This window comes from Cellulomonas sp. T2.31MG-18 (assembly GCF_964266755.1).
Classification (GTDB): domain Bacteria; phylum Actinomycetota; class Actinomycetes; order Actinomycetales; family Cellulomonadaceae; genus Cellulomonas.
Window position 1 is genome coordinate 1 of the sequence record NZ_CAXWGW010000002.1, and the last position, 24,434, is coordinate 24,434.

Consider the following 24,434-nt stretch of genomic DNA (forward strand, 5'->3'; position numbering starts at 1 on the left):
TCACGCGGCCGCGAGACGAGCACTTCGCATCCAGACGAGCAGTTCGCACTGCTCACCTGGATGCAAAGTGCTCATCTCGGCTCGGCGGCTGCGTCGAGCACGCGGCGGGCCGGAGGTCAGCGGGTGCTGAGGTGGGGACGGTGGCTCAGAGGGATGTCGGCCGGCAGCAGCCGGATCACCCGGGCGACCAGTGCCGTGGGCGTGCGCAGGTCCTCCTTGGTCACCCGCAGGATGCGCCAGCCGGCCTCGACGATCGCGTCATGCCGCCGCTTCTCGCTGATCAGGGCCTCAGCGACGGTGTACTTGGACCGACCGTCGTACTCGAGCAGCACCCGCCACCGTCCCCATCCGAGGTCGCCCCAGAACGTCCCGAGACGGCTGTCCACCCGGAGCTGCGTCTCCGGCTCTGGCAGGCCGGCTCGCAGCATGACGAACCGCAGCGCCGACTCCTGCGGCGACTCGGCGCCAGCGTCGGCGAGACGGACGATCGCTCGCGCTCGCGCCATCCCGCGCCCTGTCGGATCGACGCGGAGCAGCGCGAGCAGGTCGTCACGGTCGGCACCAGCACGCATGGCGGCGTCCATCACGACGAGCCCCGGCAGCGGCCCCATCTCCCGCGCGCAGTCGACTGCGGTCCGCGCCAGCGTCGTCACCGGTAGCCCGGACAGCGTGGTGATCGCGGTGGCATCGATCGGCGGGACGTGCCGTCGGACGTTCCCGTCCCGGCCCGTGCCCGGACGGCACGACTGGTACACGTGCACCTGGTCGGGAACTGACCAGAGCCGCAGACCCCAGAGCATCGCCGCCGAGGCGTGGCTGAAGGCGTGCGGCCCTCGGAGCCGGTGGTGGACCCCGACGATCCGCGCCAGGGCCACGGCGCGGACGTCCGTGCTGAGGGGCGTGGGGACGTAGGTGCCTCGACCAACTCGGTACCACTCGCGACTGCGGACGCGAGCGGCGACGTCCTGGCGCACGTGATCGCGTGCCAGGTGCACGGTCGGCAGCGGTGGTGGTGTCGGAGGGCGTGCTCCGGGGCGTGACGGCATGCGCGACGGTCCCGCAGCGCGCAGGCACCTCGGCCGCTCACCGTGCCGCGGTGAGCACGTCGGGCACCGGAGCTGGTCTGTGGACGGTCGAAGCCCCGCGGGATGAGCAGTCTGCAGCGAGGTGAGCAGTCTGGACTGCTCATTCCGGTGCGTAGTGCTCGTCTCCTGCGGGTCCGGACGGCGGGCGCGGCCGATAGCGTGCGCGCATGGTGCTGTGGCAGGTGATCGGGTGGGTCGGGTCCGGGCTGGTCGTCCTGTCGTTGATGCAGGCGCGGGTGCTGCGGTTCCGGTGGATGAACCTGGCCGGTGCCGTGGTGGCGACCGTGTACAACGCCGTGTTCGCCATCTGGCCGTTCGCCGCGATGAACGGGGCGATCGCCGTGATCGACGTGTACTGGCTGTGGCGGCTGCTGCGGGAGCGGCACGACTCGGCGGTGTACGAGGTGGTGGAGGTGGCGCCCGACGACGCCTACCTGCAGCACGTGCTCGGCGTGCACGCCGAGGACATCGCGCAGTTCCGGGCGCCGGCGCCCGCGCCGGCCGGGCAGGCGGGGACGGGCGGGGGGACGATGGTGGCGCCGGGGGCGCCCGTGGCGGAGCGGGGTGCCGACGGGCGGGTCGCGTTCCTCGTCGTGCGCGGCGACGAGACCGTGGGCGTGGTGCTGGTGCGGCGTCTCGACGAGGGTGTCGGGTACGTGGAGCTCGACTGGGTGACGCCGCGGTTCCGCGACTTCACGCCGGGGGAGTTCGTCTACCGGCGCAGCGGAGTGTTCGCGGAGCACGGGTTCCGGCGGCTGGTGGCACCGGCCGGTGAGTCGGACTACCTGACCCGCGTCGGCTTCCGCCACGAGGCGGACGGCTGGGTGCGCGAGGTGGCCGCCGCCTGACGCGTGCGCGGCTGCCCTGTGGGCGAGCCGCCGGCATCAGGGGCGGACCGGGCCCTGGGGCGGCCGTCAGGGGCGGGCAGGCCTCACGGGTTGGCGGCGTCGATCGCGGCGAGGCGGGGGTCGCCGATCACGCCCATCACGACCCGGATGCCGAGCTTGCCCAGCGTGTTCTGCATCGGCGGCCCCATGTGGCCGGTCACCACCACCTGCACGCCGTTGTCCCGCAGGAACCGCACCACACGGGCGTGGTGAGCACCCTCGCCACCCTCGTCGTGCGCGACGTCCCACCGCACGTCGTGGACCTCCCAGCTGCGGATCGTCGCACCGTCGATGGTCGCCACCGCGACCTGCGGGGCGCGGCCCCAGCCGCCACCCACCTGGTCGCCGTGCAGCGCGACGGCGACGACGACGGGTCCGCCGAACGTGGTGGTGGTCTCCTGCTCGATGTTGGGCGTCTCGCTCATGGCGCCATCCTGCCGCGGGTCATCCCACGCCGCCGCCGACCCGGCCGTCCTGTCGGTGCCCCGTCGTACCGTCGACGCGTGCCACAGCTCAGCGCGGGACTGCTGCTCTACCGCCGTGCGGCCCCCGACGCCGCGCCGGAGGTGTTCGCCGGGCACATGGGCGGACCGTTCTGGGCCCGCAAGCCGACGCACTCGTGGTCGATCCCCAAGGGGCTGATCGAGCCCGGCGAGGAGCCGCTGGACACAGCACGGCGCGAGTTCGCCGAGGAGGTCGGCGTGCCGGCGCCGGACGCCGAGTACCGGCCGCTGGGGGAGTACCGGTACTCGTCAGGCAAGCGGCTGCTGGTGTTCATCGCCGAGGCGGACGCGCCGACGGGTCAGGTCGGGGCGGCCACCGTGGAGCTCGAGTGGCCGCCGCGGTCCGGACGGATCCAGTCGTTCCCGGAGATCGACCGGCTGGCGTGGATGCCGGTTGAGCAGGCGCGGGAGCTGCTCGTGGCGGCGCAGGGCCCGATGCTCGACGACCTGCAGGCGCTGGTGGGTGCGGCGCCGGACGCCTGAGCGGCTAGCTGCCGCGTCTTCGGGTCGGCGCGCGAGGTCAGGTCGGTGGTCTCGGCGTCGCGGTCCGGTCGGGGTCCGGGTCGGAGCGGCGATCACCGTCCGGCCGGCGGTGGTGCTGGCGTTCCGACGGAGTCGGCGGCAGCACCACCACGCCGGAGTCGAGGTCTGGCGGCCCTTCCACCGGCGCCTGCCTGATGTCGAGCGCGTGCCGGTCCTGCTCGTCGGTGACGTGGTGGCGGGACGGCTGGAACACCTCGACCAGGTCACCGAGCAGCCCGCTGGCCACCCCTGGCCCTTCGCGGGTGGCCGGCCGCGGGCGGGGACGACGACGGTCGAACCACCCCGCCGCCACGGCGCGATCGGCGGCGATCAGCAGCACGACCAGGACCACGGCGACGGCGATCCAGGCCCCGGTGCTCATGCCTCCAGGCTCGCACGGATGTGCGCCGGGGCTCCTCCGCGCTCGATGTGGGCGTGCGCCCCAGGCCAGAACGCCGTCCAACTGCCCGCCTTGCACCTGCACGCGCTAGACCTGCACGCGCGGCACCGCGACAAGCTCCGCATTCCCACCGCGGGAGGGGCTGGCGACGCGGGCTCGCGCGAGCACCAGCACCGCTACGGCCATCATCACCAGGCCGACGGCGTAGGGCGCGGCGTGGTTGATCGATGCGTACAGCGCACCGGCCAGCAGGGGTGCGACCACGCCGACGCCGGCGGTGACGGACTGGATCGCCCCGGCGAGCCACCCCTGCTCGTCGCCGTCGACGGCGTTCGACGCGACCCCGTCCATGGTGGCCTGCGCCGCTCCCTGGCCCGCGGCGAGCACCAGCGTGCCGACGACGAACAGCCACGGCTGCGCCAGCACCGAGGCGACGACCGCCAGGCACAGCATCCCGACGGCCTGCGTGACGATCCCGCCGAGCAGCACGCCGCGCTCACCGTGCCGGCGCAGCAGCAGCCCCAGCAGCCCGCCCTGGATCACGATGTCCACGACCCCCACCACGGCGGTGAGCAGGCCGATCCTGGTCGGCGTCCAGGTGAGGGAGTCGAGCGCCAGCACGCTGAAGTTGTTGACGAAGAAGCTGAAGGGCACCGTCACCAGCACGATGCCGACCAGCAGGCCGCGCAGCTCGGGCCGGGTGAACGCGCCGGTCAGCACCCGGAGCGGATGGAGGTCGCCGAGCCGGACCGTGCGCGTGCGGCGCTCGGCGGGCAGGCTCTCCGGCAGCAGCACCAGGCTGATCACGCCGATGGCGGCCGCGATCCCGGCGGTGACGAAGACGGGGAAGTCGACGTTCACTGCCGCCAGCAGCCCGCCGAGCGCGGGACCCACCATGGTGCCGATCCCGGACAGCGCACCCAGCAGCCCGAACCGGCGGGCCCGCTGCTCGGGCGGGGTGATGTCCGCGAGGTAGGCGAACAAGGCCGGGAGGTCCCCGGCGGTCGCGCCCTGCACGATGCGACCGAGCACGAGCACCCACAGCGCCCCGCCGATGCCGAAGAGCAGGTAGCCCACCGCGGCGCCGAAGGCCGCCACGACGATGATCGGCCGGCGTCCGACGCGGTCGGACAGCGCGCCGAGCAGCGGGGCGACGAGGAACGTGCAGAGCCCGTTGACCGCCTCGAGCACTCCGACCCACAGCGCGAGATGGCTGTGCGAGACGTAGCGGAGGACGACGAACGGCAGGACGGGGAGCACGACGGTCATGCCGGCGGTGGTCAGCATCGTCAGGACGACGAGCATGATCCAGGCGCGTCGGCCGGAAGCGATCGCTGGTTGCATACCGAAACTGTAGCGATACCACTATTGGTGTCAACACACTTCTGTAACCGCAGCGCTAAGGTGAGCCTCGTGACGGAGCCCACCACCGGCCGGCGGGAACGGAAGAAGGCCGCGACCCGCAAGGCGATCTCGGACGCGGCCACGCGGCTGTTCTTCGAGCGCGGCTTCGACGCCGTCACCATCCGTGAGATCGCGGACGAGGCGGACGTCTCACCGACCACCGTGCTGGCGCACTTCCCGCAGAAGGAGGCGCTGGTCTTCGACGAGGACGACCAGCAGCGCGCCGAGCTGGTCGCCGTGGTCACCGACCGGCCCGCCGGGGTGTCGCTGACGCAGGCGTTCCACGACCACCTGCGTGACGACCTCGTCGCCAACCTCGTCGGCCACGCCGAGTTCGACCGTCGCGTGCGGCAGTTCTGGACGCTGATCGAGTCCACTCCCGCGCTCGCCGAGTACGGGCAGCGCATGTGGCTGCGGCACGAGGACGCCATCGCCGCCGCCATCGCGCAGCAGCTGGGCCAGGAGGAGCCGGCGGACCAGGTGCGGGTGTTCGCGCGGTTCGTGCTGCAGCTCGCGACGCTCGCCGGCACCAGCAGCGACCGCCTCCGCATGCTCGACGCCGGGTTCGAGCTGCTCGAGCACGGGTGGTCCGGCTACGAGGCGGAGCACCCGCGCGTCGCCGACTGAGAGGCCATCCGGCGCTGGCGCCGGCAGCGGGCCGCCGGGGAGCGATCTGCTGTCGGCGGAACGAGGGGACGCGAGGCACCGCCGCGGTTAGCGTCGCGACATGGCGACGAGGTCCGGCGGTGCTCAGGAGCGGGACGGCGCCGACGGCGTGGTGCGGATCGGCGCCCGACGGCCGCCGTGGCGGCTCGCCGTCGGCAGCGTGCTGCGGGACTGGCGCACCGACCAGGGGCTGCGGCTGTCCGACGTGGCCGAGCGGGCTCGCGTGTCGGTGCAGTACCTCTCCGAGGTCGAGCGGGGCCGCAAGGAGCCGTCGTCGGAGGTGCTCGGCGCCGTGACCGAGGCTCTGGGGGGCTCGTTGACCGACCTCGCGCTGGGGGTGGCTCGTCACCTCGCTGCGGCCGACGGCCGCCGCCGGACGCTCGCCTCCGGCCCTGCCCGGATCGCGCAGGTCCGCGAGCTGCGGGCGCTCACCACGCCGCAGACGGTGTCCCGCGTCGACGCCCGCGACACCGTCCAGCGAGACGTGCTGCTCCTCGCGGCCTGACGGGTCGCCCGGCCAGACGGGTCACCCGGCCGGCCGCTCGACGCTGTCCGGCCAGGCGTCCGTCGTCGTCCGTCGTCCTACCCCGCTCGCCGCAACGCACCCTCCCGGCCGACGATCACCCGGTCCGCCAGCCCGTACGCGACGGCCTGCTCGGCGGTCAGCACCAGCTCGCGGTCGGTGTCGCGGCGCAGGGTCGCGACGTCCTTCCCCGTGTGGGTCGACAGCACCTCCTCGAGCTCGGCACGCACGCGCACGATCTCGTCGGCCGCGAGGATCAGGTCCGGCACGTCGCCGCGGGCCTGCGTGCCGGGCTGGTGCAGCACCATCCGCGCGTGCCGCAGGATCGCCCGGCTGCCGGCCGCACCCCCCGCGACCAGGACGGCCGCATCGGCCGACGCCTGCCCCACGCACGTGGTGAACACCGGTGAGCGGACGTACTGCATGGCGTCGTAGATCGCCAGCATCGCCGACGGCGACCCACCGGGGGAGTTGACGTACAGGTCGATCGGCGTGTCGGGCTGGGCCGACTCCAGGTGCAGCAGCTGGGCGACGACCACGTTGGCCACGTCGTCGTCGATCGCGGAGCCGAGGTAGACGATCCGGTCCGCGAGCAGCCGGCTGTAGACGTCCAGCGCGCGTTCACCGCCGCCGGCCAGGCGCTCGACGACGTAGGGGACGATCATCGCCGCACCCCGAATCCGACCGGCCCGGTGACCCCGGGCAGCAGCTGGTCGAGGCGTTCCACGACGCCGTCCACGAACCCGTACTCGCGGGCCTCCTCGGCGGTGAACCAGCGGTCGCGCCGCGAGTCCTCCCGGATGCGCTCGAGGGATTGGCCGGTGTCGGCCGCCACCAGGCCCAGCACGGTGTCGCGCATGTGACGCAGATCGTCGGCCTGCACCTCGATGTCGACCGCCGTGCCGCCGATCCCGGCCGAGCCCTGGTGCAGCAGGATCCGGCTGTGCCGCAGGGCTGACCGCTTGCCCTTGGTGCCCGACGACAGCAGGAACTGGCCGGCGCTCGCCGCCCAGCCGACCCCTACGGTCGCCACGTCGTTGGGGATCAGGTCCATCACGTCGCGGATCGCCAGCATCGCCGGCACGGAGCCGCCGGGGGAGCTGATCAGCAGGGTGATGTCCTTGTCCGGGTCGTCGGCCGCCAGCAGCAGCAGCGACGAGCACAGTCGGTTGCCCAGGGTCTCGTCGAGCGCCGAGCCGAGCAGCAGGATCCGCCGGTGCAGCAGGCGGGTGGTCAGCTCGTCGTCGACGCCCGGTCGGTAGGTCGTCTCGTCCATGTGCCCACCGTGCGCCGCGCCGCTGGCCGGGGGAACCGGATGCTGCCCGGGGCAGATCTGCCCTCGGCAGACCGAACCACGCACGCATGTCGGACGCCGTCCGTAGGCTCGGGGCGCCGGCCGGCGCGACCGCCCGCAGGCCTGCTGGCCGCACACGTGAACCCGCACGACCGATCCCGCACGCCGCTCGACGAGGAGCCCCGATGACCCGCCCCCTGCCCACCGGCGTCATGCTGCGCCGCGACCTGCGCGCCGCGGACGTCATCCCGTTCGCGCGCCGCGCGGACGAGCTCGGGTTCGACGAGCTGTGGGTGGTGGAGGACCTCGGGTTCCGTGGCGGTGTCGCTCAGGCCGGTGCCGTGCTCGCGGCCACCGAGCGCATCCACGTGGGTGTCGGCATCCTGCCGGCGGGTGCGCGCAACGCCGCCTTCGCCGCGATGGAGGCGGCCACCCTGGCGCAGCTGTTCCCGGGGCGCGTCTCCATCGGCATCGGCCACGGCATGCCGGCGTGGATGCGTGCGGTCGGCGCCTGGCCCTCGTCCCCGCTGACGCTGCTCGGCGAGCACGTCAGCGCCGTGCGGGCGCTGCTGCGCGGCGAGCAGGTGACGTCGGCCCCCGATGCGCGGTCGGTGCACCTGAGCGACATCGCGCTGGAGCCGGTCGCGGTCCCCGCCGTGGTCCCGGACGTGCTGCTCGGCGTGCGCGGACCGCGCTCGCTGGCGGTCTCGGGCCGGGTGGCGGACGGCACGATCCTGGCCGAGCCGTCCACCCCGGAGTACGTCCGCACGGCCCTGGAGCAGATCGCCGCCCCCGGCAGGCACCGGCTGGTCACGTACAACGTCGCGGCGGTGGACGACGACGCGGCCACCGCTCTCGCCGCCGTCCGGCCCTCGCTGCAGTGGGTCGGTGAGCCCGACGCGGCGCCGCACCTGGAGCCGCTGCCGTTCCGCGACGAGCTCGTCGCCCTGCGCGCGTCCTGCGCCGACCGGACCGAGTTCGTCGAACGGCTGCCCGCCGAGTGGGTGCGACAGCTGGCCCTCGCCGGCACCCCCGACGAGGTGCGCGGACGGCTCACAGCGCTCGCGGACGCCGGGGCGACCAGCGCCGTGCTGGTCCCGGTCGGCGACGACCCGCTGCAGGTCCTGACCTCACTGGCTCGCGTGCTGTGATGATGCGGGGGCCGTCGGCAGGCGGCGGGGGGACGACGGCGGGAGGGTGAGTGAGCGGCCGCGCGCAGCCGGAGCGTGAGTACCGCGACGTCACCGTCCGTGCAGCGCCGACCGACGTGCGGATGACCCTCAGCTTCGGGCTGGTGATCGTCGGGGCCGTGGTGGGTGCCCGGTTCGCCGACCGCACGGCCACCGCGGCGGCGACCGACCTGCGCGATGCGTTGGCCGGCGTGCCGTCGTCCCTGGTCACGGTGCTGCAGACGCTCGCACTCGGCGCTTACGGCGTGCTGGCCCTGGCCGGTCCCGTGTGGGCCCTGGTCAGCAGGCGGTTCGGGCTGCTGCTGCGCGTGCTGGTCGGCGGTGCGCTCGGCGTGGTGGCGTTCGCCGCGCTGGGGCGTGTGCCCGTGGTGGTCTCGTGGACGCAGCACCTGACGGCCGGCGTGGGCGGTGGCGTGCGGTCGTGGGACATCGTCGTGCTCGCCGCGGTGGTCACCGTGGCGCAGTCGGCGGTGGCGCCGCGGTGGGTGCGGGTGCTCCGCGTGCTGCTGGTGCTGCTCGCCCTGCTGCGGGCCGTCGGCACCGTCGACGTGGTGGACGTACTGCTGGCGATCGGCGCGGGCGGCGGCATGGGTGCCCTGGTGCTGGTGGGGCTGGGGCGGTCCGCGCACCGGCTGACCGGCGAGGGCGTGCGGCTGGCGCTCGCCGGGTCGGGCCTGGCGGTGCGGGACGTCCGGTCGCTCGCGGCGGCGGCGGGCCGGTACGCCGCCACAGCCGTGGCACCGGTCGCCGTCCGGCACCGACGCGGCAGCGACGCGGACACCGGGCCCGTCCCCGTGGTGGTCGCGGGCCGGACGGACGACGTCGTCGCCGTCCCGGGGGCCGCCGCGGCAGTGGACGTCCCCGTGGACGTGCGGGTGGTGGACGAGCAGCTGTGGCGGCTGGACGCAGTGCGGCGGGGCCTGCGGCGGCTGCGGCTGCGGGGCGTCGGCGACGACTCGCCGTTCGGCTCGCCGGTGCGGGTGGTGGCCAACGAGGCGACCTCAGCCCTGGTGGCCGGCAGCCGCGGCGTGCGGGTGCCGACGGTGCTGGCGCTCGCGGTGGGCCGCGAGGGCGAGGGGCTGCTCGCGACGGAGCACCTGGTGGGCACCCGGTTCGACGAGCTCCCGGCCGAGCGGCTGACCGACGACGTGCTCGACGCGGCGTGGCGGCAGCTCGCCGCCCTGCAGGACTGCGCCGTCGCCGTCCGGGAGCTGACGCTCGACCACTTCCTGCTGACGGAGGACGGGGGCGTGGCCGTCGTCGACCTCGGCCCGTCCGAGCCGGCGGCTGCCCCGGGTGTGCTGGCGGGAGACGTCGCCGAGCTGCTGCTCACCACCTCGGTGGTGGTGGGCGCCGAGCGGGCCGTCGCCGCCGCGCACCGGGTGCTCGGTGCCGACCGGCTGACGCCGGCGCTCGGCCGGATGGTGCCCGACGCCTTGTCGGCAGCGGCCCGCGCGGCGCTCAAGGGGCACCCGGACGCACGGTCGTCCCTGGTCAGCGCCCTGAGCGACGACCTCGGCGTGGCTCGGCCGGCGTTCGAGAACGTGCAGCGGTTCCGGCCCCGGACGCTGCTGCTGGGCGCGACCCTGGCCGTCGCGGTGTACGCGCTGGCGCCGCAGCTGGCCGACCTGCCCCAGCTGGTGGACACGGTCCGCACCGCCGACTGGCGGTGGCTCCCGGCGGTGCTCGCCGCCTCCGCGCTGACCTACCTCGGCGCCGCGCTGGGCCTCGCCGGCGGCACGCCGGGGCGGGTGCCGCTCGGTGAGTCCGTCGGCGTCGCGCTGTCGGCCTCATTCGTCGCCACGTTCGCACCGCCCGGAGTCGGGCAGGTCGGGCTGAACATCCGCTACCTGCAGAAGCGCGGTTTCCCGACACCCGTCGCCGCGTCCGCCAGCGCCGCCAAGGAGGCGGCCGTGCTGACCGCGCACGTGCTGCTGCTGGTGACCGCGGCGGTGTGGGCGGGCTCAGCGCGCGCGCTGACCGGTGAGCTGTCCCGGCTGCCCTCCCCGTTGGTGATCGCGGCGGCCGTCGGCGGCACCCTGGCCGTGCTGGGCATCGCGGCCGCCGTGCCCAACGTCCGTCGACTGCTGCGCGAGCGGGTGGCGCCGGCCGTGCGGGCGTCCGCCGGCGCGATGCGTCCGCTGCTGTCCGACCCGGGCAAGCTCGCCGCCCTGGTGGCGGGCGTGGCGCTGGTGCCGGGCGGGTACGCCGTGTGCCTGTACCTGTCGGTGCGGGCGTTCGGCGTGCACACGCCGTTCGTCACGGTGGCGCTGGTGTCGCTGACCGCCGGCGCGGTGGCGACGGCGGCGCCCACACCGGGTGGTGTCGGCGCGGTCGAGGCGGTGCTGCTCGCCGCGCTGACCGGCGTCGGGGTGCCCTCCGGTTCGGCGCTGGCCGCCGTGGTGCTCTACCGGCTGGCGACGTTCTGGCTCCCGATCCTGCCGGGCTTCGCGGCGTTCCGGATCTTCACGGCCCGCGGCGTGCTGTGACCGGGTGCGTCTCCGTCGTGCGCTCGTCGCCCGCCCTGTCCGTCCGCGTACCCGCCCGACTGCCGGGCCCACCTCGAAGGAGTGCCCACCGATGACCACCGTCCTGACCTGCACGGCCGTGCTGTTCGACTGCGACGGGGTGCTGGTCGACTCGGACCCGGTGGTGGTCCGCTCGTGGACCCGCTGGGCGCAGCGCCTGGGCCTGGAGCCCGACGTGGTGCTCGCGACGGTGCACGGGCGGCGGGCGGCCGACACGGTGGCCGAGTTCGTCGAGCCGGCCGGCCGCGAGGCAGCGCTGGCCCTGATCGACGCCCTCGAGCTGGAGGACGCGGACGACGTCACGGTGATCCCCGGCGCCGCGGCGCTGCTGGCGTCGATCCCGGCCGACCGGTGGGCCACCGTCACCTCCGGGTCGCCCGTGCTGGCCCGCGCCCGCCTGGTCGCCGCCGGGCTGCCCGTGCCTCAGGTGCTGGTGACCAGCGCCGACGTCACCCACGGCAAGCCGCATCCCGAGGGCTACCTCGCCGCGGCCGCCCTGCTCGGCGTGCCGGCGGACGAGTGCGTCGTCCTCGAGGACTCGCCGGCGGGTATCCGCGCCGCCCGGGCGGCGCGGGTGCGGCACGTGGTGCGCGTGGGCGACCGGGAGCTCGGTGACCTGCGGGCCGATGCGGAGGTCGCGGATCTACGCAGCCTTCGCTGGACGGGCGACGGCCTCGAGGTGAGCTGACCAGCGCGCAGCTGGCAAGCGGTGTGCGCGGACGCGCCAGGCTGCGCGGACGCGCCAGGCTGCGCGAGCGCGCTAGGCTGCGCGAGCGCGCCCTGCCCCGCGGGCGTCACACCGCCAGCAGCCGCCCGTCCTCCATGCTCAGCACACGGTGGCAGTGGTGCAGCACGTCGTGGTCGTGGGTGACCATCACGGTCGCGACGGACGCGCGCTCGGTCCGCTCGCGCAGCAGCGCCACCACGTCCTGGCTCCGGGCCCGGTCCAGGGCTGAGGTCGGCTCGTCGACCAGCAGCAGCGACGGGTGGGTGGCCAGCGCTCGGGCGATGCCGACGCGCTGACGCTCGCCGCCGGACAGCTCGTGCGGGCGGCGGTCCGCCTTGTGCGCCATCCGGACCTGGTCCAGCGCGCGCGTCACGTCGAAGGCGTCGCGCCGCCCGCGCAGGTGATGCACCAGGCGCAGCTGGTCGGCGACCGTCAGGGCCGGCACCAGGTTGCCGGACTGGAACACGAACCCGATCTCCTCGAGGCGGAAGCGGGCCCGGCGTCGCGCGCTCAGCGAGGCGAGGTCGTGGCCGTGCACGGTGGCGGTGCCGGACGTCGGGCTGGTCAGCGCGCCGGCGACGGCCAGCAGGCTCGACTTGCCGGCGCCGGACGGGCCGACGACGGCGACCAGCTCGCCCGGCCGCACGACGAGGTCGACGGAGTCCAGCGCGCGCACGATCCGGTCGCCGTCGCCGAGCTCGAGGCTGACGCCGGACATCACCAGGCCGGTGCGGGACGTGTCGGCGGCGCCGGCCGCCGGGGTGGGGACGGTGGACGTGGTCATCGCTGGCCTCCGAGCGCGGTGAGGGGGTCGATCCGGGCGATGCGGAGCACGGCCAGTCCGGCGCCGACCAGCCCGAGGGTGATCATCAGCACGGCCGCTCCGGCGACGGGCGCGGCCTCCAGGGCGAACGGCACGCCGTCCGGGATCAGGGCGCCGAGGCCCAGCCCGATGCCGGCACCGACGGCGGTGAACGTCACCAGCAGCGCGGCGGCCTGCGTCAGCCCGTCGCGCAGCAGGAACCCGGTGGGGGCGCCGACGGCGCGCAGCACCGCCAGCTCGTGCTGCCGCTGCACCGTCCACACGGTGAAGAACGCCCCGATCACCAGGGCGGCGATCACGTAGAGGAAGGCGGTGATCATGCTGATGGTCGTCGTCTCGGCGGTGTAGCCGGGGGAGCTGGCGAAGGTCGCCTGCAGCGAGCGGGTGGTGGTGTCGGCCGCCTGGTCGCCGGCTGCGACGTCGATGCCTGACGTGGCCAGCGTGGACCCGGTGTCGCTGCGCAGCGCGACCACGCTGGCCGTGTCCAGCGCATCCGCCGCGATCGCATCGGCCGTCGGGGCGCCCGCCGCCGACCGGCCCGAGGCGATGTACTGCCACGTCCGCAGCGGCAGGTAGCCGACGTCCACGTGCCCGAAGGTGTCCTGCTGCGCGGTGAACCCGACCACCCGCAGCGTGGTCCCCACGCGGTCCAGGGTCAGCACGTCCCCGGCGCGGACGCCCGTCTTGCGGGCAGTGGCCGAGAGGACCACGTCACCGGGCTGGGTCAGCGCGGGCCGGCCGTCCACCGTCGGCGCCAGGAACGAGTCGGGTGCGACGCCGAACAACGTCAGGTCCACCGGCGTGGCGTCGGCCTTGCGCGTGTTGACGATGGACACGCCCAGCAGCTGCGCGTCGGCGACGTGCGGCCGGCCCGCCCACGCAGCGCGCTGCTTCTCGTCGACCACCGACTGCGAGAACGCGTTGTCCGTCTTGGTGCCGGCCGAGAACGCCATGGCGGTCGCCGGCAGGTTCTTCAGCCCGGAGACGCCGTCGTTCACCAGGCCGCTGGACAGACCGGACAGCATCACGGTGAGCAGCGCGAGCAGCCCGATCACCAGGCCGACCAGGAGGAAGCGGCTGCGTTGGAAGGCCAGTGCGCGCAGAGCGAGGAACATCGGGCTCCTTGACGACGGGGACGAGCGGACAACATGTCGACAACGTGTCGACATGTTGTCAACAGTACGTCGGCAAGGAAGGAGTGCCAAACCTAGCCTTGTCGGACCTCCGGCCGGAGGGCGGCGCCGGTCGACAGTCAGCTGGGCGGGCCGCGGGCCGCCCTGGACCGGGTCGGCGCGCGAGAGTGTGGCCATGGCATCGGGAGGGGATCGCATGCACACCGGAGCACAGGCGTCCGGTGGGCGGGTGGGGGTGGTGCTGACGTGCGGGCCGGCCGGCTCCGGCAAGACGACGCACGCCCGCAGGCTCGAGGAGTCGGGCTACGTGCGCCTCTCGTTCGACGAGGAGGCCTGGCGGCTGGGCCACCGGGAGCACCCGTTGCCCGCGGCGGCCGCCGCCCAGGTCCACGCGGTGCTCCAGGACCGGCTGGTCCGCCTGGTCGGGGAGGGCCGGGACGTCGTCGTCGACACGTCGTTCTGGTCCCGCGCGTCCCGCGACGTCTACCGCGCGCCTACCTCGACGGTTTCGAGGTGCCGACGGCGGAGGAGGGGCCGCTCGTCGTCATCCGGCCTGACTGACGGCTGCCGCACCCTCCGCTGCAGCTGCGCCGCGACCGACCGACAATGGCCGGCGGCGCACACCACAGGGCGCAATGAAGGGGAGAGCGATGTCCACCACCATCAGCAAGCACGGCCACGCCTGCATCCGCCTCGAGAAGGACGGCCACGTGCTGGTCCTCGACCCGGGTGCGTTCAGCGACCCCGCTGCGCTCGACGGCGCCGGCGCGGTGCTGGTCACCCACGAGCACGTCGACCACGTGGTGCCGGACAGGCTGACGGCGGCGCTCGCGGCCGCACCCGACCTGCAGGTGTGGGCCCCCGGCGTGGTGGTGGACCAGCTGGTCGCCGCCGGTGCACCGGCCGACCGCCTGCACGCCGTCACCGAGGGCGATACGTTCACCGCGGCGGGGTTCGCGGTCGAGGCCGTGGGCAACCGGCACGCGGTGATCCACCCGTCCATCCCGGTGGTCGCCAACGCGGCGTACCTGATCGACGGCGTCGTGCTGCACCCGGGCGACTCGTTCACCCCGCCGCCCGCCGGCGTGCACGTCGAGGTGCTGCTGCTGCCGGTGAGCGCACCGTGGATGAAGCTCAGCGAGGCCGCCGACTACCTGCAGGCCGTCGCGCCGCGCGTCGCCGTGCCGATCCACGACGCGATCCTCAGCGACGCCGGCCTCGGCCTCGTCGACCGCGTGATCCCGCAGGTCACCGGAGGGGTCGCGGAGTACCGCCGCCTCGGTGCCGGCGACACGCTCACGGTCTGACGCGGCACCGAAGAGCACCCGAGAGAGAGGCTTCATCAGCATGCGCGCTGTCGTCATGTACGCCCCCGGCGACGTCCGGGTCGACGAGACGGAGCGGCCGACGATCGTCGAGCCGACCGACGCGATCATCAAGCTCGCGGCCACCTGCATCTGCGGGTCGGACCTGTGGCCCTACCGCGGCATCGACAAGGTGGACCACCAGGCGATGGGCCACGAGTACGTCGGCACGGTGGAGGAGGTGGGCTCCGCCGTCACCGACGTCAAGGTCGGGGACTTCGTCGTCGGCTCGTTCTTCTCCTCGGACAACACCTGCGAGATCTGCAGGTCCGGCTACCAGACGTACTGCGTGCACCGCGGTCCGGGTGCCGTGCCAGGCGCGCAGGCCGACTACGCGCGGATCCCGAACGCGGACGGCACCCTGGTCGCCACCCCGGGCCAGCCGGCGCCTGAGCTGATCCCCTCGCTGCTCGCCGCGTCGGATGTGCTCGGCACCGGCTGGTTCGCGGCGGTCGCTGCCGAGGTCGGGCCGGGCAAGACCGTGGCCGTGGTCGGTGACGGGGCCGTCGGCCTGCTCGGGGTGCTGGCCGCCAGGCAGCTGGGGGCCGAGCGCATCATCGCGATGTCCCGGCACGCCGACCGGCAGGCGCTGGCCCGGCGGTTCGGCGCCACCGACATCGTCGAGGAGCGCGGCGACGCCGGTGTGGCGCGGATCAACGAGCTCACGGGCGGCCTCGGTGCGCACTCCACGATCGAGGCGGTCGGCACCCAGGAGTCGATGATGCAGGCGATCCGCGCGACCAGGGCCGGCGGCCACGTCGGCTACGTCGGGGTGTCCCACGACGTGTCGCTGCCGGGCCAGGAGCTGTTCAGGTCCGGCGTGCACCTGCACGGCGGCCCGGCGCCGGTGCGCCGGTTCCTGCCCGAGCTGATCCAGCTCATCTGGGACCGCAGCATCGACCCGGGCGCGGTGTTCGACCTCACGCTGCCGATCGAGGAGGCGGCCGAGGGGTACCGCGCGATGGACGAGCGGCGCGCGATCAAGGTGCTTCTCACCGTCTGACGACGCACTGTCTGACGACCTCACCGCCTGACGACCGCACCGTCTGACGACCCGCGACACGGAAGGACGAGACGCATGAGGTTCACCCGAAGCGGCGGCGCGACCGCCCCCGGCCCCGCCGACTGGTTCACCGGCACCGTCTTCATGGAGGGGATCCGCAACCCCGACGAGCAGTCCGCCGTCGGGGCGACGCACGTCCGGTTCGCGCCGGGCGCGCGGACCGCCTGGCACCGCCACCCCAAGGGTCAGACGCTCTACGTCACCGACGGCATCGGCTACGTCGGCACCCGCGACGGCCAGGTGCAGGAGATCCGGCCGGGCGACGTGGTGTACGTCGAGCCGGGCGAGGAGCACTGGCACGGGGCGACGCCGGACCGGTTCATGGCGCACGTCGCGATCCAGGAGGCCGACGGCGACGGGCAGGTCGTCACGTGGCTCGAGCACGTGAGCGACGAGGAGTACCGCCGGGACTGATCCGTTCCGTCCGACCGGGAACACAGCAGGCTCGTCGAGAGTTGAGCCCATCAGACTCAAGTCCGCCCGGCCGAGCTTGCACGACGGGAGCGGCCGCCGCAGACTTGAGCCGGTTCGACTCAAGACTTCGGCTCCATCACGGCATCCCGGCAGCATCCGGCACGGCAAGGAAGGCACACAGACATGGCACGAGCAGTCGGCATCGACCTCGGCACCACCAACTCGGTGGTCGCGACGCTGGAAGGCGGCGAGCCCACGGTCATCGCCAACGCGGAGGGGTCGCGCACGACGCCGTCCGTCGTGGCGTTCTCCAAGACCGGTGAGGTGCTGGTGGGCGAGATCGCCAAGCGCCAGGCCGTCACCAACGTCGACCGCACCATCACCTCCGTCAAGCGCCACATGGGCACCGACTGGAGCGTGGCGATCGACGACAAGAAGTACACGCCGCAGGAGATCAGCGCCCGCATCCTGGGCAAGCTCAAGCGCGACGCCGAGGCGTACCTGGGCGAGCCGGTGACCGACGCGGTCATCACCGTCCCCGCGTACTTCAACGACGCCCAGCGCCAGGCCACCAAGGACGCCGGCACCATCGCCGGCCTCAACGTCCTGCGCATCATCAACGAGCCCACCGCGGCCGCCCTGGCCTACGGCCTCGAGCGCGGCAAGGAGGACGAGCTGATCCTCGTGTTCGACCTGGGCGGTGGCACGTTCGACGTGTCCCTGCTGGAGGTCGGCAAGGACGACGACGGCTTCTCGACGATCGAGGTCCGCGCGACCTCCGGCGACAACCACCTCGGTGGTGACGACTGGGACAACCGGATCGTGCAGCACCTGGTCACCGAGGTGAAGAACACCACCGGCGTCGACCTGTCCAAGGACAAGATCGCGCTGCAGCGCCTCCGCGAGGCCTCCGAGCAGGCCAAGAAGGAGCTGTCGTCCGCGACCAGCACCAACATCTCGCTGCAGTACCTCTCGATGAGCGAGAACGGCCCGGTGCACCTGGACACCAAGCTGACCCGCGCGCAGTTCCAGCAGATGACGCAGGACCTGCTGGACCGCACCCGCAAGCCGTTCAACGACGTCATCCGCGACGCCGGCATCAAGGTGGGCGACATCGACCACGTGGTGCTGGTCGGCGGCTCGACCCGCATGCCCGCGGTCACCGAGGTGGTCACCGAGCTGACCGGCGGCAAGGAGCCCAACAAGGGCGTCAACCCGGACGAGGTCGTGGCCGTCGGCGCCGCGCTGCAGGCCGGTGTGATCAAGGGCGACCGCAAGGACGTCCTGCTGATCGACGTCACCCCGCTGTCCCTCGGCATCGAGACCAAGGGCGGGGTGATGACCAAGCTGATCGAGCGGAACACGGCCATCCCCACCAAGCGGTCGGAGATCTTCTCCACGGCGGAGGACAACCAGCCGTCGGTGCTGATCCAGGTGTTCCAGGGCGAGCGCGAGTTCGCCCGGGACAACAAGCCGCTGGGCACCTTCGAGCTGACCGGCATCGCGCCGGCCCCGCGCGGCATCCCGCAGATCGAGGTGACCTTCGACATCGACGCGAACGGCATCGTGCACGTGTCCGCCAAGGACCGCGGCACGGGCAAGGAGCAGTCGATGACGATCACCGGCGGCTCGGCCCTCCCCAAGGAGGACATCGACCGCATGGTGAAGGACGCCGAGGCGCACGCCGCCGAGGACAAGAAGCGCCGCGAGGAGGCCGAGACCCGCAACTCCGCCGAGCAGCTCGCCTACTCCACGGAGAAGCTGCTCAAGGACAACGCGGACAAGCTGTCCGACGACGTGAAGTCCGAGGTCGAGAAGTCGATCGCGGACGTCCGTACCGCGCTCGAGGGCTCCGACCTCGACGCCGTGAAGACGGCGCACTCCGCGCTGCTGGCCGCCGGCCAGAAGATCGGTGAGGCGGTCTACGCCAACCAGGGCGCTGCCGAGTCCGGCTCGGCGGGCGCGGGTGCCGGTGCGGGCGCAGGCTCGACCGGTTCCGCGGCCTCCGACGAGGACGTGGTGGACGCCGAGATCGTCGACGACGAGGACACCACCAAGTGATGGCTCCTGCTGACGGCACCTCGTCGGGGTCGGGCACGCCCGGCCCCGACGAGGGCGCCCCCCGGTTCACCGACAAGCGCCGGATCGACCCGGAGACGTTCGAGGTGCGCCAGCCCGGCGCGTCCGCCGACACGGGCAAGACGCCCGACGAGGCCGTGCTCGACGCCGCCGCCCAGGCGGTCGCCGACGCGGACCACCAGCTGGCCGCCGAGACCCTCGAGGAGGCGGAGCGGCTGGCCGCCGAGCGGCTCGACGAGCTGCAGCGCACCCAGGCCGACTACTACAACCTGGACCAGCGCTACTCGGCGTACGTCAAGCGGTCCAAGGCCGAGGTGCTGGCCGCCCACGGGCAGGGGGTCGCGGCCCTCGCCGAGGCGCTGATCCCCGTGCTGGACGACGTCGAGCTGGCCCGCCAGCACGGCGACCTCACCGGCCCGTTCGCCTCGATCGCCGAGAAGCTGGAGTCGACCCTGCAGCGGTTCGGCATCGAGCGGTACGGCGAGGCCGGCGAGACGTTCGACCCGAACGTCCACGAGGCGCTGATGCACGCGCACTCGGCCGAGGTCTCCGAGCCCACCGTGCAGATGGTGCTCCAGCCGGGCTACCGCACGGCCGACCGGGTGCTGCGCGCGGCGCGCGTGGCCGTGGTGGACCCGGAGGCCTGACAATCCTGCTGCGCACCGGCAGTCACGCACGCGCGACGACGACGAGGAGGGAGGCACCGTGACCGGCCAGGACTGGCTCGAGAAGGACTTCTACGCCGTGCTCGGTGTCCCCAAGGACGCCGACGCCGCGACCATCAAGAAGGCCTACCGCAAGCTCGCGCGGCAGCTGCACCCGGACCACAACCCGGGGGACGCCACCGCAGAGGCCAAGTTCAAGGACATCGGCGAGGCGTACGCCGTCCTCTCGGACACCGAGCAGCGTCAGCAGTACGACCAGCTGCGCGCGATGGCCGGCGGTGCCCGGTTCACCGCGCCCGGCGGTGCCCGTGGCGGCGCCGCCGGGTTCGAGGATCTGTTCGGCGGCATGTTCGGCGCCGGCGGTCAGGGCGGCACCCGCGTCCGCTACTCCACCGGCGGTGGTGGCGGTTTCGAGGACATCCTCGGCGGGCTCTTCGGCGGCGGCGGTGGTGGGTTCACCCAGCAGCGCGGGCCGCAGCCGGGCATCGACCTGACGGCTACCACCACGCTGCCGTTCCGCACGGCAGCCGAGGGCTCGACGGTGTCGCTGTCCGTCGAGGGCCGCACGGTCACCGCCCGCATCCCGGCCGGCGTCCGCGACGGTCAGAAGATCCGGCTGCGCGGCAAGGGCCGACCGGGGGAGCGCGGCGCCGAGCCGGGCGACCTGGTCATCACCGTCTCGGTGACGCCGCACCCGGTGTTCTCCGCGGAGGGTGACAACCTTCGCGTAACCGTGCCGGTCTCGTTCGACGAGGCGGCGCTGGGCGCGACGGTCGAGGTGCCGACGCTCGACGGCTCCACCGTCCGGGTCAAGGTGCCCGCCGGGACGCCGTCGGGCCGCACCCTGCGCGTCAAGGGCAAGGGCATCCACACCGCCAAGGCGACCGGCGACCTGCTGGTCACCGTGCAGGTGGCGGTGCCACAACGGCTGTCCGGTGCCGCGAAGGAGGCCGTCGAGGCCTTCGCCAAGGCGACGGCGGACCAGGACGTGCGGGCCGACCTGATGGCTCAGGCGCGAACGTAGGCCCGGACGCGGGCGGGGACGTGAGGAGGTGAGGGGTGTGGACGACGACGCCAAGGTGTTCGTGATCTCCGTCGCGGCGCGGCTGGCCGGCATGCACCCCCAGACCCTGCGCCAGTACGACCGCCTGGGCCTGGTCCAGCCGGGCCGCACCACCGGCCGCGGCCGCCGCTACTCCCGCCGGGACATCACGATGCTGCGCGAGGTGCAGCGGCTCTCGCACGACGAGGGCGTCAACCTGGCCGGCATCAAGCGCATCCTCGAGCTCGAGGAGGAGCTGGAGGCCTCGCGCCGGCAGGTCGAGTTCCTCCGCACCCTGCTGAACCCGGGCCGCCGCATCTTCACCGCCGACCCCACGGGCAACGTGGTCGCCGACCGCCGCCCCCCGTTCACCACGGAGGCCGAGCCCCGCCGCACCCCCCGCTGGGTCCCGCGCCAGCTCCTCGCCGGCCCCAGCTCCACCCGCCGCAGCTAGCCCGGAGGCGCCGCCGGGCGGCAGCCGGGTGAACGACCCGCGTTCCCACCCGGGAAGCCGGTGCGGCGCAGTACGGTCCGCGCAACCGGTGCGACGCGAGGAGGGCTCGACCGTGCCCGCCTCTCCCGAACCACGCGACGAGGATCTCGCCGACGAGCTCCGCCAGGTGCAGCGAGGGCTTCACCGCAGAGTCCGCTGGGCGCTCCCGGTCATGTTGCTGATGCTGCTCGCCGTGCTCGCGTTCGTGATCAGCCTGAGCGTCACCGGGCCCTCGCCCCGGCTGGCGCAGCTGCAGAAGGAGCCGGTCCTCGTCGCGCCGATCCCCGCCGTCGAGCTCGGACGTCAGACCCGCCAGTCGCAGTTCGGCATAGACAACGCCTCGGCCCACGTCCTCGTCGCTTACCAGGTCGACGTCCCGCCGGAGGCCGCCCTCGCGGCCTGGCGCGCCGCCTACGGGCAGCGCTACGGGCTGCACGACGCGTCGACCCTCACGACCCTCACAGGCTCGACGCTGCAGGTCAACGTGCGAGTCGCCGCTTCGGACCACCTGGAGGGCACGGGGAGCGCTGGAACGTTCGGGGCCCCGGCGCCCGGAAGCACGGTCGTCACGGTCGAGGTCTCCGGCAACAGCTGATCTCGCCCCGCCGGCACGGCGAGGGCGCCGGCGCTGGCAGCTCAGAGCCGTGCCGAGCGACGCCACGCGTACCGCACGAGTCGGATGCTCCCTGTCGGCTGTACGCCTGATGTACGTGCACCAGGCGTACAGCACGAAAAGGGGGGCGGCCCCGCGCCCGGGGCACGCCGCTGCCGCACGCGTCCGGTGAGGGGTGCGTCTGCGCGCCGGCACTCGTGGCGGTCGGAGCCTTCGCTCGAGCTCACCGCAGGTCTTGTCCGAGTTGTCGGATTCCTGGACCGGTTCGACCATGGTGGTTCGCCACCCCGTCGTCGTCGCACGCCCATCGAGGTGCGGCTCGAGGAAAGGGCCCACCGTGTCCGAGACCCTGCCCGTGACCGTGCCCGTGACCGCCTCCGAGGCCGTGCCCGTACCGGTGCCCGGTCGGCCCGCACTGCACGACGTCGCGCTGGACCGAGAGCGGATGCGGCGCCGGCGCCTGCTCCGGCTGACCGTCGCACTGGCCGCCGTGGAGCTGTGGGTGGTGCTCCGGTCGCTGGCCGGCGCCCCGGTGCTGCCGCCGCTGCCGCACCTCGACCCGCTGGTGATGGTGCCGGTGCTGTTCTTCGTCGCGCTGATCCTCATGCTGGTCGGCACGCAGGTGGGCGCCAGCCGCTCGCCGCACGTCGTCTACCGCCCTGAGCAGGTGGACGTGACGCTGGACGACGTGATCGGAATCGACCCGATCATCGAGGACGTGCGCCGGTCCCTCGACCTGTTCTGGACGCACCGGCGGTTCGCCGACCAGATGGGCGGCACGCCGCGGCGCGGGCTGCTGTTCGAGGGCCCTCCGGGAACAGGCAAGACGATGACGGCCAAGGCGATGGCCGCCGAGGCCGGCGTGCCGTTCCTGTTCGTCTCGGCGACCAGCTTCCAGTCGATGTACTACGGCGCCACGGCGCGCAAGATCCGCTCGTACTTCCGGGCGCTGCGCAAGGCGGCTCGCACCGAGGGCGGCGCGATCGGGTTCATCGAGGAGATCGACGCGATCGCGATGCGCCGGGGTGGCCTGTTCGGGTCGGTGGCGACGGAGCAGTCCGGCACGCTGCCTGGCGTCGGCGGCGCCGTTCGCCACGCGATCATCAGCGAGGGCACCGGCGGCGTGGTCAACGAGCTGCTGGTGCAGATGCAGTCGTTCGACGAGCCGGTGGGCAGCGAGCGCCTGATGGGTCGGCTGCTCGACGCGGTGAACCTGCTGCTGCCGTCGGACCGGCGGCTGCGTCGTCGTCGGCCTCGTCGGGCGCCCATCCTGCTGATCGCCGCCACCAACCGCGCCGACTCGCTCGACCCGGCCCTGCTGCGCCCCGGTCGCTTCGACCGCCGGCTGACCTTCCCGACGCCCGACGCGCACGGCCGCCGCGCCCTCGTCGACCACTTCCTCGCCCGTCGGGCGCACGAGCCCGAGCTGGACGACCCGACGCTGCGGGACCGCGTCGCGGCCGCCACCAACGGCTGGACGCCGGTGATGGTGGAGCACCTGTTGGACGAGGCCCTGGTCAACGCCCTGCGCCGGGGTGCCGAGACGATGAGCTTCGTCGACGTGGAGCACGCGCGGATCACCGAGCTGGTGGGCATCGGCCACCCCGTGACGTACACGCCGGCCGAGCAGCAGCTGATCGCCACCCACGAGGCGGGGCACGCCGTCACCGCCTGGCTCGTGGCGCCACGTCGCAACCTCGAGGTGCTGACCATCGTCAAGCGCGGCGCCGCGCTCGGAATGCTGGCGCACGACGACTGCGAGGAGGTCTACACGCAGTCGCACGACGACCTTTCCGCACTGGTGCAGATCGCCATGGGCGGCTGGGTGGCGGAGGAGCTGTTCTTCGGCGGCACCACCACGGGGCCGGCCTCCGACCTGGCGGCCGCGACGCGCACCGCCGCCCAGATGGTCGGCGCCGCCGGCATGACGGGGTCGCTGGTCTCGCTGGCCGCCACCGGCAAGGACGTCGTGGAGGCGGTGCTGGCCGACTCCCGCGCGCGCGACCGGCTCGAGCAGGTGCTCGACGAGGCCCGCAGCACCGTCCGCCGGCTGCTGGCCGGAAACCGGGACCTGGTCGAGGCGCTGCGCGACGCGCTGCTGGTGCGCCACGAGCTGATCGGCGACCAGATCACGGACGTGCTCGAGGCGGCCCGCGCCGCCCGTGAGGGCGAGTCACCGGCCCCGCACGCCCAGCCGGCCGCTGCGGGGCACCTGCGCATCGCCTGACCCGCGGGACCGGCGGGTGAGTCCGGCACCGTCCCGTGGCTGGCCAGGGGATGGTGCTCGCCGATGTCGGTGTTGAGCCCTGTGGACGGCGTGTGGGCGGCTGCGCGGCCCCACGGGGGCCGCTGTGGACGGCGTGTGGACGACGCGCCGAGACCCTGGGGACGGCGGCTCGAGCGGGTCCCCCGTTCGCCGCGAACGCCCTGGCCAGGGCCCTGTGTCAGTGGTCCTCCATAGGGTTGCCTCACCATGCACAGGGTGAAAAACGACACGGCTGTAACACAAGCCCTTGTGGCTGGTGGCAAGCCCGACCACTAGGTGTAGTGTCGGCATCCGACGCACGGCGTACCGCTCCAGCGGGTCGCCCACCGACGTCGAGGCTCCCGGCAGCACGTGCCGGGAGCGACGAGACGAAGCAGAGCAGCAGGATCACTGGGGAGCCACGGATGACGATCACGGTCTACAGCAAGCCGTCGTGCGTGCAGTGCAGCGCCACCTACCGCGCCCTGGACAAGCTCGGCTACGACTACACGGTGGTCGACATCAGCGAGGACGCGGACGCCCGCGACTACGTGATGTCCCTCGGTCACCTGCAGGCCCCGGTCGTCATGGCCGGCGGCGAGCACTGGTCGGGCTACCGCCCGGACCGCATCAAGGCGCTCGCAGAGCGCATGGCGACCGCGGTCGCCTGACGAGGCTCGGCGAGCGCCGGCCCCGAGCCGGAGCGCTCGTCCGACGGACGCCCCGGGCCGGCGCCGGACCACACCGTGCCGGCCCGGAGGGCACCGTCCC

At 73.5% G+C, this 24,434-nt stretch carries 25 protein-coding genes and 1 pseudogene; 18 read left to right on the forward strand and 8 right to left on the reverse strand.

Features of this window, described 5'->3' with window-relative positions:
- Positions 1-116: 116 nt before the first annotated feature.
- Complete coding sequence (locus tag ACFQTY_RS07835) at positions 117-875, reverse strand: hypothetical protein (protein ID WP_378099150.1); 759 nt, start codon at positions 873-875, stop codon at positions 117-119.
- Positions 876-1,252: 377 nt separating this feature from the next.
- On the opposite strand from ACFQTY_RS07835, the gene ACFQTY_RS07840 reads away from it, so the two are divergent.
- Positions 1,253-1,933 carry a hypothetical protein gene (locus ACFQTY_RS07840; protein ID WP_378099152.1) on the forward strand — a complete coding sequence of 227 codons (681 nt, stop codon included), beginning with the start codon at positions 1,253-1,255 and terminating at the stop codon, positions 1,931-1,933.
- Between the two features lie 83 nt (positions 1,934-2,016).
- Here the strand turns inward: ACFQTY_RS07840 and ACFQTY_RS07845 are convergent, their stop codons facing one another.
- Entirely contained in the window at positions 2,017-2,397 is a 381-nt protein-coding gene (locus ACFQTY_RS07845; protein ID WP_263732032.1) for a NifB/NifX family molybdenum-iron cluster-binding protein, read from the reverse strand.
- 78 nt (positions 2,398-2,475) lie between these two features.
- Here ACFQTY_RS07845 and ACFQTY_RS07850 point away from each other — a divergent pair, with 78 nt between their 5' ends.
- A complete protein-coding gene (locus ACFQTY_RS07850) occupies positions 2,476-2,958 on the forward strand; it encodes an NUDIX domain-containing protein (RefSeq protein ID WP_378099155.1) in 483 nt (160 codons plus the stop codon).
- A 37-nt stretch (positions 2,959-2,995) separates the two neighbouring features.
- Here ACFQTY_RS07850 and ACFQTY_RS07855 read toward each other — a convergent pair whose 3' ends face one another.
- Positions 2,996-3,379 (reverse strand): DUF6191 domain-containing protein, encoded by a 384-nt coding sequence (locus ACFQTY_RS07855; protein WP_378099157.1) that lies wholly within the window; start codon positions 3,377-3,379, stop codon positions 2,996-2,998.
- Between the two features lie 105 nt (positions 3,380-3,484).
- A complete protein-coding gene (locus ACFQTY_RS07860) occupies positions 3,485-4,741 on the reverse strand; it encodes an MFS transporter (RefSeq protein WP_378099159.1) in 1,257 nt (418 codons plus the stop codon).
- 69 nt (positions 4,742-4,810) lie between these two features.
- On the opposite strand from ACFQTY_RS07860, the gene ACFQTY_RS07865 reads away from it, so the two are divergent.
- Both ACFQTY_RS07865 and ACFQTY_RS07870 read left to right on the forward strand, forming a co-directional pair.
- Positions 4,811-5,428, forward strand: coding sequence for a TetR/AcrR family transcriptional regulator (locus ACFQTY_RS07865; RefSeq protein WP_378099161.1), 618 nt, complete (start codon positions 4,811-4,813; stop codon positions 5,426-5,428).
- A gap of 100 nt (positions 5,429-5,528) precedes the next feature.
- Positions 5,529-5,972: a helix-turn-helix domain-containing protein gene (locus ACFQTY_RS07870; protein ID WP_378099163.1), complete on the forward strand. Its 444-nt coding sequence runs from the start codon at positions 5,529-5,531 to the stop codon at positions 5,970-5,972.
- Positions 5,973-6,049: 77 nt separating this feature from the next.
- Here ACFQTY_RS07870 and ACFQTY_RS07875 read toward each other — a convergent pair whose 3' ends face one another.
- Both ACFQTY_RS07875 and ACFQTY_RS07880 read right to left on the reverse strand, forming a co-directional pair.
- Positions 6,050-6,655: a ClpP family protease gene (locus tag ACFQTY_RS07875; RefSeq protein WP_378099165.1), complete on the reverse strand. Its 606-nt coding sequence runs from the start codon at positions 6,653-6,655 to the stop codon at positions 6,050-6,052.
- Complete coding sequence (locus tag ACFQTY_RS07880; RefSeq protein WP_378099167.1) at positions 6,652-7,266, reverse strand: ClpP family protease; 615 nt, start codon at positions 7,264-7,266, stop codon at positions 6,652-6,654. Before ACFQTY_RS07880 ends, ACFQTY_RS07875 begins: the two co-directional genes overlap by 4 nt.
- A 203-nt stretch (positions 7,267-7,469) precedes the next feature.
- Between ACFQTY_RS07880 and ACFQTY_RS07885 the strand changes: the two genes are divergently transcribed.
- The 3 genes from ACFQTY_RS07885 to ACFQTY_RS07895 all read left to right on the forward strand — a co-directional run bounded on the left by ACFQTY_RS07885 (position 7,470) and on the right by ACFQTY_RS07895 (position 11,690).
- Positions 7,470-8,435, forward strand: a complete 966-nt coding sequence (locus ACFQTY_RS07885; RefSeq protein ID WP_378099169.1) for an LLM class flavin-dependent oxidoreductase — start codon at positions 7,470-7,472, stop codon at positions 8,433-8,435.
- A gap of 50 nt (positions 8,436-8,485) precedes the next feature.
- Positions 8,486-10,963: a YbhN family protein gene (locus tag ACFQTY_RS07890; protein WP_378099171.1), complete on the forward strand. Its 2,478-nt coding sequence runs from the start codon at positions 8,486-8,488 to the stop codon at positions 10,961-10,963.
- Between the two features lie 91 nt (positions 10,964-11,054).
- Complete coding sequence (locus ACFQTY_RS07895) at positions 11,055-11,690, forward strand: HAD-IA family hydrolase (RefSeq protein ID WP_378099173.1); 636 nt, start codon at positions 11,055-11,057, stop codon at positions 11,688-11,690.
- 106 nt (positions 11,691-11,796) lie between these two features.
- Here ACFQTY_RS07895 and ACFQTY_RS07900 read toward each other — a convergent pair whose 3' ends face one another.
- Positions 11,797-12,513, reverse strand: a complete 717-nt coding sequence (locus ACFQTY_RS07900) for an ABC transporter ATP-binding protein (protein ID WP_378099175.1) — start codon at positions 12,511-12,513, stop codon at positions 11,797-11,799.
- Positions 12,510-13,667: an ABC transporter permease gene (locus tag ACFQTY_RS07905; RefSeq protein WP_378099177.1), complete on the reverse strand. Its 1,158-nt coding sequence runs from the start codon at positions 13,665-13,667 to the stop codon at positions 12,510-12,512. The genes ACFQTY_RS07900 and ACFQTY_RS07905 overlap by 4 nt, the downstream gene beginning before the upstream one ends.
- A gap of 214 nt (positions 13,668-13,881) precedes the next feature.
- Between ACFQTY_RS07905 and ACFQTY_RS07910 the strand changes: the two are divergent.
- From ACFQTY_RS07910 to nrdH, 11 genes and pseudogenes are all read left to right on the forward strand, one after another.
- Positions 13,882-14,166, forward strand: a pseudogene (locus ACFQTY_RS07910) (AAA family ATPase); the annotation flags it as partial.
- Between the two features lie 169 nt (positions 14,167-14,335).
- Entirely contained in the window at positions 14,336-14,992 is a 657-nt protein-coding gene (locus tag ACFQTY_RS07915; protein ID WP_378099179.1) for an MBL fold metallo-hydrolase, read from the forward strand.
- A gap of 40 nt (positions 14,993-15,032) precedes the next feature.
- On the forward strand, positions 15,033-16,052 hold the full coding sequence (locus tag ACFQTY_RS07920) for a zinc-dependent alcohol dehydrogenase family protein (RefSeq protein WP_378099181.1): 1,020 nt from the start codon (positions 15,033-15,035) through the stop codon (positions 16,050-16,052).
- Positions 16,053-16,127: 75 nt separating this feature from the next.
- Positions 16,128-16,526 (forward strand): cupin domain-containing protein, encoded by a 399-nt coding sequence (locus tag ACFQTY_RS07925; protein WP_378099183.1) that lies wholly within the window; start codon positions 16,128-16,130, stop codon positions 16,524-16,526.
- 183 nt (positions 16,527-16,709) lie between these two features.
- Positions 16,710-18,587, forward strand: a complete 1,878-nt coding sequence (gene dnaK, locus ACFQTY_RS07930) for a molecular chaperone DnaK (protein WP_378099185.1) — start codon at positions 16,710-16,712, stop codon at positions 18,585-18,587.
- The gene (locus tag ACFQTY_RS07935) at positions 18,587-19,252 is read left to right on the forward strand and encodes a nucleotide exchange factor GrpE (RefSeq protein ID WP_378099187.1); all 666 of its coding nucleotides are present in this window, start codon (positions 18,587-18,589) and stop codon (positions 19,250-19,252) included. Before dnaK ends, ACFQTY_RS07935 begins: the two co-directional genes overlap by 1 nt.
- A 58-nt stretch (positions 19,253-19,310) precedes the next feature.
- Entirely contained in the window at positions 19,311-20,294 is a 984-nt protein-coding gene (locus ACFQTY_RS07940) for a DnaJ C-terminal domain-containing protein (protein WP_337974267.1), read from the forward strand.
- Between the two features lie 37 nt (positions 20,295-20,331).
- On the forward strand, positions 20,332-20,766 hold the full coding sequence (locus ACFQTY_RS07945; RefSeq protein ID WP_378099190.1) for a heat shock protein transcriptional repressor HspR: 435 nt from the start codon (positions 20,332-20,334) through the stop codon (positions 20,764-20,766).
- A gap of 211 nt (positions 20,767-20,977) precedes the next feature.
- Positions 20,978-21,400, forward strand: a complete 423-nt coding sequence (locus ACFQTY_RS07950) for a hypothetical protein (protein WP_378099192.1) — start codon at positions 20,978-20,980, stop codon at positions 21,398-21,400.
- A gap of 355 nt (positions 21,401-21,755) precedes the next feature.
- Entirely contained in the window at positions 21,756-23,645 is a 1,890-nt protein-coding gene (locus ACFQTY_RS07955) for an AAA family ATPase (protein WP_378099194.1), read from the forward strand.
- Positions 23,646-24,088: 443 nt separating this feature from the next.
- Positions 24,089-24,334: a glutaredoxin-like protein NrdH gene (nrdH, locus tag ACFQTY_RS07960; protein ID WP_291760899.1), complete on the forward strand. Its 246-nt coding sequence runs from the start codon at positions 24,089-24,091 to the stop codon at positions 24,332-24,334.
- The last annotated feature ends 100 nt before the right edge of the window (positions 24,335-24,434 follow it).

Excerpts from the sequence above, each read along its gene's own strand:
- ACFQTY_RS07840 (WP_378099152.1), top strand. The coding sequence starts at position 1,253 with ATGGTGCTGTGGCAGGTGATCGGGTGGGTCGGGTCCGGGCTGGTCGTC.
- ACFQTY_RS07845 (WP_263732032.1), bottom strand. The coding sequence starts at position 2,397 with ATGAGCGAGACGCCCAACATCGAGCAGGAGACCACCACCACGTTCGGC.
- ACFQTY_RS07855 (WP_378099157.1), bottom strand. The coding sequence starts at position 3,379 with ATGAGCACCGGGGCCTGGATCGCCGTCGCCGTGGTCCTGGTCGTGCTG.
- ACFQTY_RS07860 (WP_378099159.1), bottom strand. The coding sequence starts at position 4,741 with ATGCAACCAGCGATCGCTTCCGGCCGACGCGCCTGGATCATGCTCGTC.
- ACFQTY_RS07870 (WP_378099163.1), top strand. The coding sequence starts at position 5,529 with ATGGCGACGAGGTCCGGCGGTGCTCAGGAGCGGGACGGCGCCGACGGC.
- ACFQTY_RS07875 (WP_378099165.1), bottom strand. The coding sequence starts at position 6,655 with ATGATCGTCCCCTACGTCGTCGAGCGCCTGGCCGGCGGCGGTGAACGC.
- ACFQTY_RS07880 (WP_378099167.1), bottom strand. The coding sequence starts at position 7,266 with ATGGACGAGACGACCTACCGACCGGGCGTCGACGACGAGCTGACCACC.
- ACFQTY_RS07885 (WP_378099169.1), top strand. The coding sequence starts at position 7,470 with ATGACCCGCCCCCTGCCCACCGGCGTCATGCTGCGCCGCGACCTGCGC.
- ACFQTY_RS07895 (WP_378099173.1), top strand. The coding sequence starts at position 11,055 with ATGACCACCGTCCTGACCTGCACGGCCGTGCTGTTCGACTGCGACGGG.
- ACFQTY_RS07900 (WP_378099175.1), bottom strand. The coding sequence starts at position 12,513 with ATGACCACGTCCACCGTCCCCACCCCGGCGGCCGGCGCCGCCGACACG.
- ACFQTY_RS07905 (WP_378099177.1), bottom strand. The coding sequence starts at position 13,667 with ATGTTCCTCGCTCTGCGCGCACTGGCCTTCCAACGCAGCCGCTTCCTC.
- ACFQTY_RS07915 (WP_378099179.1), top strand. The coding sequence starts at position 14,336 with ATGTCCACCACCATCAGCAAGCACGGCCACGCCTGCATCCGCCTCGAG.
- ACFQTY_RS07920 (WP_378099181.1), top strand. The coding sequence starts at position 15,033 with ATGCGCGCTGTCGTCATGTACGCCCCCGGCGACGTCCGGGTCGACGAG.
- ACFQTY_RS07925 (WP_378099183.1), top strand. The coding sequence starts at position 16,128 with ATGAGGTTCACCCGAAGCGGCGGCGCGACCGCCCCCGGCCCCGCCGAC.
- dnaK (WP_378099185.1), top strand. The coding sequence starts at position 16,710 with ATGGCACGAGCAGTCGGCATCGACCTCGGCACCACCAACTCGGTGGTC.
- ACFQTY_RS07935 (WP_378099187.1), top strand. The coding sequence starts at position 18,587 with ATGGCTCCTGCTGACGGCACCTCGTCGGGGTCGGGCACGCCCGGCCCC.
- ACFQTY_RS07950 (WP_378099192.1), top strand. The coding sequence starts at position 20,978 with ATGTTGCTGATGCTGCTCGCCGTGCTCGCGTTCGTGATCAGCCTGAGC.
- nrdH (WP_291760899.1), top strand. The coding sequence starts at position 24,089 with ATGACGATCACGGTCTACAGCAAGCCGTCGTGCGTGCAGTGCAGCGCC.